A 13,161-nucleotide genomic window follows, 5' to 3' on the forward strand; every position below is an offset into this window, starting at 1 on the left:
CGCGCCGGACCGGGCAGGATGATCGCCAGACGTCAACTCGGAGGTGCAGCACGTGTTCCGGAAGAAGACGCGCGGCGAGATCATCAGCGCCGAAGTGCAGGAAGGCCTGGCCCACCTGGGGACGGCGGTGACCGAAGCAGGTCGCGCCGCCGCCGAACAACTCGCTCCACGCGTGGAGGCCGCCCAGCGGGCCGTGGCGCCGAAGGTGGCCGCGGCGACCGCCGTCGCCGCCCCGGCCGTCGCCTCCGCGCGCGACACGCTCGGTCCGCGGGTGGATGCGGCGCGGGACGCCCTCGGGCCCCGCGTGGACGCGGCGTGGGACGCCTTCGGGCCCCGCGTGGACGCGGCCCGCGAGGCGGCGGCGCCCAGGGTCGCCGCCTCCCTCGCCGCGGCCCAGCTGGCGGCCAACCGGGCCGCGACCGACCTCGGCCCACGGGTCGAGGCGGCGCAGAAGGCGCTCAGGGAGGACGTCGGCCCGCGGCTGACCGCCGCCCAGGCGGCGGCGCTCGGCTACGCCACCCCGCGCGTCCTCGCGGCCCGCGAGGCGGTGTCGCCGGCGCTGGAGAGCGCCCGCGGCACGCTGCTCGCGGGCGTGGACAGCGCCCGCAGCGAGCTCGAGGCACGCCGCGCCGAGCTGGCCGCCTCGGCCGCCGAGTCCACCCGCAAGGCGCGGAAGGCGGCGAAGAAGGCGCGGAAGAACGCCGGCAGGAAGCGGCGCGATTTCGAGAAGGCGGCCCTGGCCACCGCGGCCACCGTCAAGCGGCGCACGGGCGTGGAGTCCGAGCCCCGCCGGTGGCCCTGGGTGTTGGCGCTGCTGGCCGCGGGTACTGCGGCCTTCGTCCTCCTCCGGCGCAGCAAGCAGGAGTCGTGGACGCCCGCTCCGGCCGGTGACGGCCCGGTGCCCAGCTACCGAGAGGACCCCGTGCCCAGTTCCGACAGCACCTCCGGGAAGACCGTGTCCACCGCCGACACCACCGGCGACTCCGCACCGCCGGAGTCGGACATGGGTGTCCGCGACGCGCAATTCGTCGACGGTGACGGCGCCGACAGCGCGAGCGAGGACATCAAGAACACGCCGGAGCCCTTCACCTCCGGTGGCGGCGCCACCGAGGGCCCGACCGCCGGTCCGGACGACCGCCAGGTCTGACGGCTCGACACCGCTCCCCCACCGCAGCCCCCGCCGCCTCGTGCGACGGGGGCTGCGGTGTGTCTCCGCGAGTACGGTGGGGATCATGAGCGAGGCACCGGCGAGGAACCCTGAGCAGACCCCCGTCCAGGATTCCCGGGTCGAGCCCGCCGGCCGGAAGATGCTGCGCCTCGAGGTCCGCAACAGCCAGGTGCCCATCGAGCGCAAGCCCGAGTGGATCAAGACCCGGTTGAAGACCGGGCCCGAGTACACCGAGCTCAAGTCGCTGGTCCGCCGTGAAGGCCTGCACACGGTGTGCGAGGAGGCCGGCTGCCCCAACATCTACGAGTGCTGGGAGGACCGGGAGGCGACGTTCCTCATCGGTGGCGACCAGTGCACCCGGCGCTGCGACTTCTGCCAGATCGACACCGGCAAGCCCGCCGACTTCGACGCCGACGAGCCCCGCCGGGTGGCCGAGAGCGTCGCCACCATGGGGCTGAAGTACGCCACCGTCACCGGCGTGGCCCGCGACGACCTGCCCGACGGCGGCGCATGGCTGTACGCCGAGACGGTGCGCCAGATCCACGCCCAGCTCCCCGGCTGCGGCGTCGAACTGCTCATCCCCGACTTCAACGCCGACCCCGACCAGCTCGCCGAGGTCTTCTCCTCCCGGCCCGAGGTGCTCGCCCACAACGTCGAGACCGTTCCGCGGATCTTCAAGCGCATCCGCCCCGGCTTCCGGTTCGAGCGCTCGCTGGCGGTCATCACCGCCGCGCGCGAGGCCGGGCTGGTCACCAAGTCCAACCTGATCCTCGGCATGGGTGAGGAGCCCGAGGAGGTCGTCGAGACGATGCGCGCCCTGCACGAGGCGGGGTGCGACCTGCTCACGATCACCCAGTACCTGCGCCCCTCGCCGCGGCACCACCCCGTCGTCCGCTGGGTCAAGCCCGACGAGTTCGTGCAGTTCCAGGAGGACGCCGAGGAGATCGGCTTCCCGGGTGTGCTCGCCGGCCCGCTGGTGCGCAGCTCGTACCGCGCCGGCCGGCTCTACCAGCAGGCGGTCGAGGCCCGGAAGCTCGCTCCGCAGGCCTGACCTCGGGCCCCGCTCCGCCGCAGCGGCCCGCCACGAGCATGCGCGTGGCGGGGGGCGGCTGGTCCTTTCACTATCCTGGGGCCATGGCGCGCAGCAAGTCCTCTGACCCCACCGCTCCCGGCGGCGACGCCGGGCGCACCCCGAAGGACGGTGGCCGGGCCTCTGGCGCCACCGCCGCGAGCGCCGGCAAGGCCGGCAAGCGCGGCAAGGCCCCGAAGCTCGACAAGAACGGCCAGCCCAAGGTCGGGCGCTTCAAGAAGATGCGCAGCCAGGTCGGCATGATCAAGCAGGCCTACACGCTGACCCGGCGCAACGACCCGAAGCTGCCCTGGATCATGCTGATCTGGTTCGTCTCCGTGGCGGCCGTGGTCGAGCTGATCGGCATCCTGCTGAGCGCTCCGTTCCTGTTCCTCCCGCTCGCGCTCCTCCTCGGTGGCCTCGCGGCGCTGATCGTCTTCGGGCGCCGCGCTCAGCGCTCGGCCTACACCCAGGTCGAGGGGCAGCCGGGTGCGGCCGCCTGGGTGCTGGAGGGCATGCGCGGCGACTGGCGGGTGTCCTCCGGCGTGGCCGGCACGCCGCAGCTCGACGCCGTCCACCGGGTGCTCGGCCGGCCGGGCATCGTGCTCGTCGGCGAGGGGGCGCCCGGGCGGGTGCGCGGGCTGATCGCCCAGGAGAAGAAGAAGATCGCCCGCGTCGTCGGCGACACCCCGATCTACGACGTGATGATCGGCGAGGACGAGGGGCAGGTGCCCCTGAAGAAGCTCAGCACCCACGTGATGAAGCTGCCGCGCAACCTCAGCGCCGCCGAGGTCAACGCCCTCGGCCGGCGGATGAGCGCGCTGGGCGGCCCGCGCATGCCCGTCCCCGGTGGCCCGCTCCCGGGCGGTCGGCAGATGTCGGTCAGCCAGCGCCAGGTCCGCCGCCGCGGCTGACCAGCCCGCCCAGGAGGGCCCCGTCCGAGCCGGACGGGGCCCTTCGCCGTCTGGCACCCCGACGAGCCCGCCGCGCAGCCCTGCCCCGCTGGCCATGATCAACGTCCCTGATCGTGCGGCGTCCTCCCTCACCGTGGGCGCTCGGGGAGGACGCCCGATGATCAGGGGAGCTGATCATCGGGCGGGGAGGGAACCTAGTCGAGGACGACGGCGGTGCCGGTGAGCCGGTCGTGCAGCCCGCGGCCGTTGCCGTCCACCACGAGGGCCGGCACCAGCAGCATGAGCAGGGCGGTGCGGACGACGGCGCGCCACGGCGCGAGGCGCGCCCCGGGGATCGGGTGGGCCAGCCGCATGCCGAGCACCCGGTGGCCCGGGGTCTGGCCGAAGAGGACCAGCGTGACGACGGTGAGGACGCCGAACACCAGCAGGCTCCAGTTGCCCGGGGCGGCGGGCGCGGTGAACGCCCAGGCGATCAGCGCCGAGGCGAGGGCGTCGACCAGGTAGCCGCCCACGCGCCGGGTGAACGGGGCCAGCGACCCCGGCCCGGTCGCCGGCAACCCCAGGGACGCGCCCGGGGCGGGAGCCTGAGAGGGTTGACCGGCATCACTGACCATGACCGCCAGCGTAGTAAGGGACCGCCCTCCCCCACGCCTCGCTCCGCTCGGCGCGGGCCGCTGGAGGGTGGCCGCACCCGCGACACGCCCAGAGCGTTGTTACCGCCCCGAAACACTCGGGACACGGCGGGGCAACTCCCCGCTCGTAGCGTGCCGTTCGGCAGTCAGCCCACACCCGGAGGATCGATGTTCACCAGTCCCGACGAGGTCGCCGCCTACATCCGCGACAACGACGTCGAGTTCGTCGACGTCCGCTTCTGCGACCTGCCCGGCGTCATGCAGCACTTCACCATCCCCGCATCGACGTTCGGTGAGGACACGTTCAGCGAGGGCCTGGGCTTCGACGGCTCCTCGATCCGCGGGTTCCAGGCGATCAACGAGTCGGACATGCTGCTGCTGCCCGACGCCAACAGCGCGTTCGTCGACCCGTTCCGCAAGCACAAGACGCTGAACGTCAACTTCTTCATCCACGACCCGATCACGCGCGAGGCCTACAGCCGCGACCCGCGGAACGTGGCGAAGAAGGCCGAGGTCTACCTGGCCGCGAGCGGCATCGCCGACACCGCGTACTTCGGCCCCGAGGCGGAGTTCTACGTCTTCGACTCGGTGCGGTACGACACCTCCATCAACGAGGGCTACTACCACATCGACTCGGAGGAGGGCTCCTGGCGCTCGGGGGCCGGCACGGAGCTCGACGGCGGCCCCAACCGCGGCTACAAGGCCCGCCCCAAGGGCGGCTACTTCCCGGTCGAGCCCTACGACCAGCAGAGCGACCTGCGCGCCGACATGATGAAGAACCTCATCAGCGCCGGGCTGGAGCTGGAGCGGGGACACCACGAGGTGGGCACCGGCGGCCAGGCCGAGATCAACTACAAGTTCGACACACTGCTGCGCTCGGCCGACAGCCTGATGCTGTTCAAGTACATCATCAAGAACACCGCCTGGGCCGCCGGCAAGACCGCCACCTTCATGCCCAAGCCGCTCTTCGGTGACAACGGCTCGGGCATGCACTGCCACCAGAGCCTCTGGAAGGACGGGCAGCCGCTCTTCCACGCCGAGACCGGCTACGCGGGGCTCTCCGACATGGCCCGCCACTACATCGGCGGTCTCCTGTCCCACGCCCCGTCGCTGCTGGCCTTCACCAACCCGACGGTGAACAGCTACCACCGCCTGGTGCCGGGCTACGAGGCCCCGATCAACCTCGTCTACTCGGCCCGCAACCGCTCGGCCTGCCTCCGCATCCCGATCTCCGGCGACAGCCCGAAGGCCAAGCGCATCGAGTTCCGCGTGCCGGACCCGTCGGCCAACCCCTACCTCGCCTTCTCGGCGATGATGATGGCCGGCCTGGACGGCATCAAGAACAAGATCGAGCCGCCGGCGCCGATCGACAAGGACCTCTACGAGCTGCCGCCCGAGGAGGCCCTGGGCATCGAGAAGGTGCCCGCGTCGCTGGACGCCGCGCTGGACAACCTCGAGACCGACCACGAGTACCTGATCGACGGCGGGGTGTTCACCCCCGACCTGATCGAGACGTGGATCGAGTACAAGCGGGAGTTCGAGATCGACCCGATCCGCCTGCGCCCGCACCCGCACGAGTTCGCGATGTACTACGACATCTGAGTCACGGGGGCTACACCGCCCCTGACCTGCACGTCGCGCGGCCCCCGCCAGGATCTCCCGGCGGGGGCCGCGCTGCGTCCGGCGCCGGCCTCCACGTACGGGCCGGCGAGCCGATCACTCCGCGGCCAGGGCCGCGGCAGCAGCTGCCGTCCCGGTGGACAGCAGCGCGAGGCGCAGCTTGTGGAGCGCATGCCACCTGTCGCGCAGGGCCACCCAGTCGTCGGGCACCCGCTGTTCGGCGACCGAGCCGTCCCAGGTGCTCAGCCGACGGTTCACCGGCTGGATCCCGCGGGCCCACACACCGAAGGCGGCCACGTCCGCGGCGAGCGCCAGGGCGCCGGGCAGCCGTCGCCCGGGCTCCCGGCGCGCGAACCAGGACGCGAGGGCCAGCGCTGCCATCGCCGAGACCTCCGGCACCCCGGCGCCCACCCGGTAGGGCCCGAGGACGCGGGTGTGGAAGTGCATCAGCCGCTCAGCGGGCAGCTCCCGCTTCCCCGGCTCCTGCAGGGCGTGACCGTAGCTGAGCCCGGCCTCCACGGCCGTGGCGGTCAGGCCGGCGAGCAGTGCGACACGCAGCTTCCTCATGGAGCACCTCCGATCCGGGTCGTCACGGTGCCGGTGGGCTGCGACACCACCGGCCGCCTTCCATGGTGACGAGCCCAGCGGGCAGGGGCGCAACCCGGTCAGGGGGCAGGAACCGACCGCGGCTGCCGGTGGTGGTCGCCGGCCAGGAGGGACGCGCCCGGGGCCGTAGCCGCGAAGCGCGCCGCGGCGTAGCGTCCGCACCCTCAGGCGGATGCTCACCCGGCGGCCATCACCCGCTGCGCGATGCGCATCCCGGTCACGGGGGGATCGAGTCGTGGGTCTTGCACGCCGGAGCGCGCTGACGGCCGTGGGGGTCGTCGCCCTGCTCACCTCCTCGGCCGTCGTGACGCTGACCGCCGGGTCGGCCGCCGACGACTGCCCGGACGTGGTGGTCGTCGGCGCGCGCGGCTCGACCGACCCGATCACCACCACCAACCGCGGCATGGGCGCGAACGTCGACTACTTCGCCGACTCCCTCGAGCGGGAGCTGACCGCACGGTACGGCGGCGCACTGGTGGTGCAGAGCCTGGCCGTCGCCCACTCCCCCACCTCCGTCGGCGTGCTCACCCCGTCGCGGACCGAGCTGACCGCCCTCGCGGACCCGGCCCGGCGGGACGCGGCGATGCAGCGCTACCGGACCGGCAACCTCGGCACCTACACCCGCAGCGTCGACCAGGGCGTGACCTCCGCCGTCGAGCAGATGTCCGCCCTGCACGCCCGCTGCGCCGACGCCGCCTTCGTCCTCGCCGGCTACTCCCAGGGCGCCATGGCGGTGCACGGGACGCTGACCCGGCTCGCGGACACCGGCCGGGGCGACGTGCTCTCCCGGGTCTCCGCGGCCGTGCTGGTCGCCGACGGGGACCGGGTGGGCCAGACGGCCGCCACACGACGCGGCACGGCGCCGGCGACCGCCCACGGGGTGCGCACCGCGCTCGAGCCGGTCGGGCGGGACGTCGCGGCGACGCCCCCGGTGTTCGACCTCTGCCTCGCCCGCGACATCGCCTGCGATTTCGACGCAGCCCGCCTCCTCCACCGGGGCGTCAGCCCGTCCCTGTCGGCGCTGAAGGAGGCGTCGAAGATCCACACCGGCACCGGCTACCGCCCGCTGCTCCTGCAGGCGGCGCGGGACATCGCAACCGCGATCGTCCCCCCGCCCACCCCCACGCCGACGACGTCGTCGCCCGCGCCGACCACCACGGCCCCGACCACCACCACGGCCCCCACCACCACGACCACCACGACACCCACCACCACGGCCCCCACCACCACGGCCCCCACCACGACGACGACACCGACGACCACGGCCCCGACGACCACGGCCCCGACCACCACCACGGCGCCCACGACCACGACGCCCCCGCCGACCGGCTCGGACGCCCTGGCCGCCTTCCGCGCCGCCCGCGCCGACAGCGCCGCCGGACGCGGCACGCTGGACGTCGTCGTCGTCGGCGACTCGGTCACCGAGGGGCGCGACGTCGGCATGGGCAACCGGTGGGTCGACGGGCTGCTGCGCCTGCTCCGCGACCGCCACCAGCCGGCCGGCGTGCCCGGCGGCGAGGGCTACGTGCCCGCCTACTACGCCGCCGGCGGCATGGCCGACCGCTTCACCTTCTCCGGCAGCGCCACGCTGGGCTCCCAGTACGGCTTCGGCATGCGCGCCAACCACATGCCCTCCGGCGCCGGCAACTCGATGACCACCACCTTCACCGGTACGTCGTTCGAGCTGCACTACGCCGCGAGCCTCAACACCGGCACGATCACCGTCTCCGTCGACGGCGGCCCCGGCATCCCGGTGGCGACCAACGGCGGGGGCTGGACCCCGGCCGACGGGGGCAGCTGGACCTCCCCGCCGCTCCCCCGCGGCACGCACACGGTCACCCTGACCAACACCAGCGGCCGCACCGTCCTGGTGGAGGGCATCAGCGTGTACGACGGCGACGAGGCGGCCGGCGTCCGCCTCTGGGAGGCGGGCCACTCCGGCTGGCAGGCCGAGGACTACGCCAACCGCCCCACGGCGCCGCAGCACGGTCAGGCCGTCGCGGCCGCCGCGCCGCACCTGGTCGTGGTTGCGCTCGGCTACAACGACGTGGTCGCCGGGTTCACGGCCGCCCAGTTCCGGGAGTACCTCACCGCGACCGTCGCGCACCTCCTCGGCCCCGACGTCGGCCCCGACCCGTCGGTCGTGGTCGTCGGCTACCCGCGGCGCACCGACGTCACCGCCGCCGCGTGGCAGGCCTACCTCGACGCCATGGCCGGCGTCGCGGCCGAGCAGGGCTACGCCTTCGCCGACCTCTCCACGATCCCGGACTTCGGGATGTCCGGCGACGGGGTCCACCCGACCGCGACCGGCCACACGCAGCTCGCCGAGGCGCTCGACCGCTTCCTGGCCGCCGGCTGAGGCGCGCCGGCCTCAGGTCCGCATGGAGCCGGCGTCCTCCGGCAGGCGGCCGGTGGCACGACCACCGGCGCCGCGACCAGCGAGATGGCCAGCACCCCGGGCGCGCTGCGCCACCACCCCCTCCCCGGACCGGGTGCCCGGGGGGAAGCCGGCCGGCACGACGAACCGGTCGCGGTCGCCCCGGTACACCAGCGGCTCGACCACCGACCAGCGGACGTCGTCCAGGCGGCGGACGACGACGTCGTCGGACTCGAACGGCACGGCCGGATCACGCCGACCCCGCCGCCGGGCGCGCTCAGATCCTCCGGCGCACCGCCCGCTCCGCCGCGGCGCGGATCCGGCCGGCGTTCGCCGACAGCACCCGGTCCAGCACGCGGTTGACCGGGGCCATCTCGCCCAGCCGGGCCAGCCCCGACCAGCGGGGGACGGCGATCGTCCGCCCCCGGTCCGAGACCAGGCACTCGGCCACCCGGTCGGCGACCCGGTCCGGCGAGATGCCGCGGGAGAGCCGTCCGCGCGCGTCGGCGTCCGACCCAGGGGCGTGGCCGTGGCCGCGTGCCAGCCACTCGGTCTGGACGAAGAAGGGGTTCACCGTGTGCACGCGGATCCCCCGGGTGGTCACCTCGCGCCGCAGCCCCGTCACGAACCCGTGCACCCCGGCCTTGGTCGCCGAGTAGACGGTCAGCGGCGGCACCTGCGACCAGGCGGCCACCGAGGACACCGTGACGACGTCGGCCCGTCCCCGCTCGGCGGCCGACCGCAGGAGGTGCGGCAGCGCCAGCCGGGTCAGGTCGACGACAGCGGTCAGGTTGGTGGCGACGATGCCCTCCACCACCTCCCCCGGCGTGTCCTCCACCAGGCCCGCCCAGCCGAGCCCCGCGTTGTTCACGACGGCGTCGAGGCGGCCGTGCTCGGCCAGCACCCGGTCCACCAGGGCGGCGCGGTCGGCGGCATCGGCGACGTCGGCCTCCGCGGTGGTGACCCCGGGCAGGCCCGCCACCGCCTCTCGCAGCCGTTCGCCGTCGCGGGCGCAGGTGACCACGCGGGCGCCGTCCGCGGCGAGCCGGGCGACGGTGGAGCGGCCGATGCCGGCGCTCCCGCCGGTGACGAGGACGACGCGGTCGGACAGCGATGTCATGGGCGCCTCCTACCCCCGGGCGACATCACACCCACCGGTGCATCGTTTGCCGGGCCGCTGGGCATGCTGCTGATCATGCGCCTGCCCGAACCCCGTGGCCCGCTCACCGACGCCCTCGCCCGCGACCTGGCCACCCGCCCCGCCCTGTCGGCGGCGACGCGGGAGTGCGCCGAGCGCCTCGCCGTCGATCCCGCCGGCGCGCTCGTCGACGACGACCTGCAGCTCGCGCTCGCCGTCTGCTACGAGCTGCACTACCGCGGCTTCGACGAGGTCTCCGAGGACTGGGAGTGGGACCCGGAGCTGCTCCGGCTGCGGGCCGGGCTGGAGCGGCGCCACCTCGCCGCTCTGCAGGAGCTCGTCGGCGACGTCCCCGACACCGGGGACCCGATCGACCGGCAGCTGACCGCCCTCATCGCGGCGGACGACAGCCCCTCCCTCTCGGCCTACATGGCCAAGCACGGCACGCTGGAGCAGTGGCGGGAGTACCTCGTCCTCCGATCGGTCTACCACCTCAAGGAGGCCGACCCGCACACCTTCGCCGTCCCCCGGCTCTCCGGGCGCACGAAGGCCGCCATGGTCGAGATCCAGGCCGACGAGTACGGCGGCGGGTCGGCCGAGCGCATGCACAGCGAGCTGTTCGCCGGCCTCATGCGCGACCTGGACCTCGACGCCGGCTACGGGGCGCTCTGGGACGACGCCCCGGCGGTGGCGTTCGCCTCGGTCAACACGATGTCGCTGTTCGGGCTGCACCGCCGCTGGCGGGGCGCGGCGCTGGGGCACCTCGCCACGGTGGAGATGACCTCCTCCGAGCCGAGCCGCCGGTACTCGGCCGGGCTGCGCCGGCTGGGCTTCGACGGGCGGACCACCGTCTTCTACGACGAGCACGTGGAGGCCGACGCGGTGCACGAGCAGATCGCGTCGGTGGACATGTGCGGCTCGCTGGTGGCCACCGAGCCGGAGCTGGCGCCCGACGTGCTCTTCGGGGCGGCCAGCTCGCTGGCCATGGACGGCCTGGCGGCGACCCACCTGCTGGGCGCCTGGGAGGCCGGCCGCTCCGGGCTGCACCGGCGCCCGGCCCTCGCGGCCTGAGGGCGCGCCGTCAGCCGGCCGGCACGGCCTCGTCGCGCTCGGCGGTGGCGGTGCGGTTGCGGGTGATCAGCCACCCGAAGGCCGCGGCGACGGGGAACATCAGCACCCCGTAGACCGCGGCGGGCACGGCCAGCTCCACGCTGTCCAGCACGCTGATGGCGACCGCGATGGCCAGGGTGCTGTTGTGGATCCCGATCTCGAAGGAGCTGGCGATCGCCTGCCTCCGCCGCACGCCGAGCAGCCGCGGCACCGTGAACCCGATGGCCAGGCTGCAGAGGCAGAAGACCAGCGCCGGCAGGCCGACGTCGCGCAGGTAGCCCCCGATGTTCTCCCGCTCGGCCAGCATGGTGCCGACGATGACCAGCGCCAGGACCACCGCCGAGAGGATGCGCACCGGCTTGTCGGAGCGGTCGGCGAAGCCCGGGGCCGACCGGCGCACCAGCATGCCGAGGGCGACGGGGACGAGCACGATCGCGAAGACCTGCAGCGTCTTGCCGAACTGCAGCCCCAGGCTGCCGGCGTCGGCCGGGTCGAACCAGGCGATCGCCAGGTTGGTGACCACCGGCAGGGTGACGACGGCGATCACCGAGTTGAGCGCCGTGAGGCTGATGTTGAGCGCCACGTCCCCCCGGTAGAGGTGGCTGAACAGGTTCGCCGTGGTGCCACCGGGCGAGGCGGCGAGCAGCAGCATGCCGACCGCCAGCAGCGGGGGCAGGTCGAACAGCAGCACCAGCCCGAAGCAGAGCACCGGCAGCGCGAGCAGCTGGAGCGCCAGAGCGATCACGACCGCCTTGGGCTGCCGGGCGATGCGGGCGAAGTCGTCGGTGGTGAGCGAGAGCCCCAGGCCGAACATGACGACGGCCAGCGCCAGCGGCAGCGCGACGGCGGTGAGCGCGGAATCCATGGGTCCTCCGATCGGGCACCGGCCGGGGAGCCCGCCGGCGAGACGTCCCGCGCATCCTGTGCGATCGGGGTCACGGAAGGCAACCGACCCGCCCGGAGGCTGGTCAGTCCTCCCGACGCGCCTCGCGGAGGAGCTGGGCGGGTCGTGGCCGGCTCGGGGCGCTGGGCGCGGAGAACCCCGAGCGCTTGTGCGAGCCGTCGCAGAAGGGCTTGATGCCCGACTTGCCGCACCGGCACAGCGCGATGGTCTCGCGCCCGGGGTCGATCTCGGCGCCGTCCTGGTCCTGCAGCCGGAAGTTGCCGCGCACGATCAGCGGCCCGTCCCGGTAGGGCGTGATCGTGGCGCCCGCCGCGCGTTCCTCGCCGGGACCGGGGGCGGCGGTGGGGTCCTCGGACGGCTCGGGCTCGGCCGACGGTGATGCTGACACGCACCCCAGCATGCCCCGCCGCCCCTCGGGCCCGACCCGGCGGTCACCCATCGGGGGTCAGCCGCCGTCCGGGAAGGTCAGCGAGCCGACCATGCGGTCCAGCACCTCGACGTTGCGCGGGTAGTCGAACCGCGGGAGCCCCACCGTGTCGGCGACGAGGGTGCGCGGTTCGCCGCCCTGGCTCCCGAGGTCGACGACGTAGCTGGTGATCGGGACCCCTTCGGGCCAGAGCCCCTCGCCCGCCGTGACCTGCTCGATCCGCACGGCCGGCCGGTCGTCGACCGTGACCTCCTCCCGGCTCAGCTCCTCCCCGGCCCCGGTGGAGGCCACCAGGTCGAACGGGATGCCCTCCACCCGCAGGCTCACCGGGGTCACCCGGGCGTCCGAGGCCGGCGGCAGGGTGAACGACTCGGGGGCGAAGCGGGAGCAGGCCGGCACCTGCGTCCCCGGGTTCACCGACCACTCCTCCGGATAGGAGATCGCGAAGCCGGCCGGGCTCTCGCAGCGCTCGGCGAGGGCGACCGGCTCCGCGGGCTCCTCGTCGAGCAGGTCGATGACGATCCGTTGCGGCGAGCTCAGGGGCGCGACGGCGAACGGGCGCCGCGCGTCCAGGCCGGCGAAGAACGTGTACCGGCCCTCGAACACCGTGTCCGCGACCAGCGTGTCGAGCACCGTCGCGTCGGGGACCGACTGCCGCTCGGGCCCCTCCCACGGCTCCGCGTCCGAGGGCGCGTCGCCCGGGAGCGCGATGTTGGTCAGCGTGATGCCGAGGACGGCGTCCCCGGGCACCTCGACCTCCGCTCCCGACCCCTGTGACCGCGGATCACCGGTGTAGGCCACCCGCCAGCCGGCCTCCCCCTCGCCCGCCAGCTCGAAGACGATGCGGTCGAACCCGTCGTGGGTGCCCAGCCGCACGTCGGTCACGGTGACGGGCGGCCCGTCGCCCGTGGCGATGGACGCGTCGGTGTCCCCCTCGCCGACGGGCTCCTGCTCCGCCGAGGTGTCCTCGGGCGGGGGCGAGGTGGTGGTGGGCGAGGTGGTGGTGGGCGACGCGGTCGGAGCCGCATCGGTCGGCGGCTCCTCGTCGGTCCCGCAGGCGACGGTGAGGAGCACGGCCGCGCAGACCCCGGCAGGGAGGAGGCGCATCGCTGGTCCTGACTGGAGTCGGGCAGGGAGTCCCTGACCCCATTGCCAGATCCTTCGGGGGCGAACCATCGAACGGGCGACGCCACCGG

13 protein-coding genes are annotated in these 13,161 nt (G+C 74.1%); 6 read left to right on the forward strand and 7 right to left on the reverse strand.

The window, feature by feature from the left end:
* Positions 1 to 52 precede the first annotated feature (52 nt).
* The 3 genes from ACI79P_RS14985 to ACI79P_RS14995 all read left to right on the forward strand — a co-directional run bounded on the left by ACI79P_RS14985 (position 53) and on the right by ACI79P_RS14995 (position 3,151).
* Complete coding sequence (locus ACI79P_RS14985; RefSeq protein ID WP_456581849.1) at positions 53 to 1,147, forward strand: hypothetical protein; 1,095 nt, start codon at positions 53 to 55, stop codon at positions 1,145 to 1,147.
* An 85-nt stretch (positions 1,148 to 1,232) separates the two neighbouring features.
* Positions 1,233 to 2,219 (forward strand): lipoyl synthase, encoded by a 987-nt coding sequence (gene lipA / locus ACI79P_RS14990; RefSeq protein WP_456581850.1) that lies wholly within the window; start codon positions 1,233 to 1,235, stop codon positions 2,217 to 2,219.
* Between the two features lie 83 nt (positions 2,220 to 2,302).
* Entirely contained in the window at positions 2,303 to 3,151 is an 849-nt protein-coding gene (locus tag ACI79P_RS14995; RefSeq protein WP_456581851.1) for a DUF4191 domain-containing protein, read from the forward strand.
* Between the two features lie 194 nt (positions 3,152 to 3,345).
* On the opposite strand, the gene ACI79P_RS15000 is transcribed toward ACI79P_RS14995, so the two are convergent.
* Entirely contained in the window at positions 3,346 to 3,765 is a 420-nt protein-coding gene (locus ACI79P_RS15000) for an RDD family protein (protein WP_456581852.1), read from the reverse strand.
* 186 nt (positions 3,766 to 3,951) lie between these two features.
* Between ACI79P_RS15000 and glnA the strand changes: the two genes are divergently transcribed.
* Positions 3,952 to 5,385 (forward strand): type I glutamate--ammonia ligase, encoded by a 1,434-nt coding sequence (glnA, locus tag ACI79P_RS15005; RefSeq protein WP_456581853.1) that lies wholly within the window; start codon positions 3,952 to 3,954, stop codon positions 5,383 to 5,385.
* Positions 5,386 to 5,499: 114 nt separating this feature from the next.
* Here the strand turns inward: glnA and ACI79P_RS15010 are convergent, their stop codons facing one another.
* Positions 5,500 to 5,970 carry an anthrone oxygenase family protein gene (locus ACI79P_RS15010; RefSeq protein ID WP_456581854.1) on the reverse strand — a complete coding sequence of 157 codons (471 nt, stop codon included), beginning with the start codon at positions 5,968 to 5,970 and terminating at the stop codon, positions 5,500 to 5,502.
* Positions 5,971 to 6,244: 274 nt separating this feature from the next.
* Here ACI79P_RS15010 and ACI79P_RS15015 point away from each other — a divergent pair, with 274 nt between their 5' ends.
* Positions 6,245 to 8,368, forward strand: coding sequence for a cutinase family protein (locus ACI79P_RS15015; RefSeq protein WP_456581855.1), 2,124 nt, complete (start codon positions 6,245 to 6,247; stop codon positions 8,366 to 8,368).
* A gap of 12 nt (positions 8,369 to 8,380) precedes the next feature.
* On the opposite strand, the gene ACI79P_RS15020 is transcribed toward ACI79P_RS15015, so the two are convergent.
* The gene (locus ACI79P_RS15020; RefSeq protein WP_456581856.1) at positions 8,381 to 8,629 is read right to left on the reverse strand and encodes a hypothetical protein; all 249 of its coding nucleotides are present in this window, start codon (positions 8,627 to 8,629) and stop codon (positions 8,381 to 8,383) included.
* Between the two features lie 34 nt (positions 8,630 to 8,663).
* A complete protein-coding gene (locus tag ACI79P_RS15025; protein WP_456581857.1) occupies positions 8,664 to 9,506 on the reverse strand; it encodes an SDR family NAD(P)-dependent oxidoreductase in 843 nt (280 codons plus the stop codon).
* Positions 9,507 to 9,581: 75 nt separating this feature from the next.
* Here ACI79P_RS15025 and ACI79P_RS15030 point away from each other — a divergent pair, with 75 nt between their 5' ends.
* The gene (locus ACI79P_RS15030) at positions 9,582 to 10,595 is read left to right on the forward strand and encodes an iron-containing redox enzyme family protein (protein WP_456581858.1); all 1,014 of its coding nucleotides are present in this window, start codon (positions 9,582 to 9,584) and stop codon (positions 10,593 to 10,595) included.
* A gap of 10 nt (positions 10,596 to 10,605) precedes the next feature.
* Here the strand turns inward: ACI79P_RS15030 and ACI79P_RS15035 are convergent, their stop codons facing one another.
* From ACI79P_RS15035 to ACI79P_RS15045, 3 genes are all read right to left on the reverse strand, one after another.
* On the reverse strand, positions 10,606 to 11,499 hold the full coding sequence (locus tag ACI79P_RS15035; RefSeq protein WP_456581859.1) for a bile acid:sodium symporter family protein: 894 nt from the start codon (positions 11,497 to 11,499) through the stop codon (positions 10,606 to 10,608).
* Between the two features lie 103 nt (positions 11,500 to 11,602).
* On the reverse strand, positions 11,603 to 11,926 hold the full coding sequence (locus ACI79P_RS15040) for a CDGSH iron-sulfur domain-containing protein (protein ID WP_456581860.1): 324 nt from the start codon (positions 11,924 to 11,926) through the stop codon (positions 11,603 to 11,605).
* Between the two features lie 57 nt (positions 11,927 to 11,983).
* Positions 11,984 to 13,072, reverse strand: a complete 1,089-nt coding sequence (locus ACI79P_RS15045; protein WP_456581861.1) for an AMIN-like domain-containing (lipo)protein — start codon at positions 13,070 to 13,072, stop codon at positions 11,984 to 11,986.
* Positions 13,073 to 13,161: the final 89 nt, after the last annotated feature.

It is taken from the genome of Blastococcus sp. SYSU DS0510, from assembly GCF_054050835.1.

Bases quoted from the DNA above. Each gene is read 5' to 3' on its own strand.
- lipA (WP_456581850.1), top strand. From the start codon at position 1,233: ATGAGCGAGGCACCGGCGAGGAACCCTGAGCAGACCCCCGTCCAGGAT.
- ACI79P_RS14995 (WP_456581851.1), top strand. From the start codon at position 2,303: ATGGCGCGCAGCAAGTCCTCTGACCCCACCGCTCCCGGCGGCGACGCC.
- ACI79P_RS15000 (WP_456581852.1), bottom strand. From the start codon at position 3,765: ATGGTCAGTGATGCCGGTCAACCCTCTCAGGCTCCCGCCCCGGGCGCG.
- glnA (WP_456581853.1), top strand. From the start codon at position 3,952: ATGTTCACCAGTCCCGACGAGGTCGCCGCCTACATCCGCGACAACGAC.
- ACI79P_RS15010 (WP_456581854.1), bottom strand. From the start codon at position 5,970: ATGAGGAAGCTGCGTGTCGCACTGCTCGCCGGCCTGACCGCCACGGCC.
- ACI79P_RS15025 (WP_456581857.1), bottom strand. From the start codon at position 9,506: ATGACATCGCTGTCCGACCGCGTCGTCCTCGTCACCGGCGGGAGCGCC.
- ACI79P_RS15030 (WP_456581858.1), top strand. From the start codon at position 9,582: ATGCGCCTGCCCGAACCCCGTGGCCCGCTCACCGACGCCCTCGCCCGC.
- ACI79P_RS15035 (WP_456581859.1), bottom strand. From the start codon at position 11,499: ATGGATTCCGCGCTCACCGCCGTCGCGCTGCCGCTGGCGCTGGCCGTC.
- ACI79P_RS15045 (WP_456581861.1), bottom strand. From the start codon at position 13,072: ATGCGCCTCCTCCCTGCCGGGGTCTGCGCGGCCGTGCTCCTCACCGTC.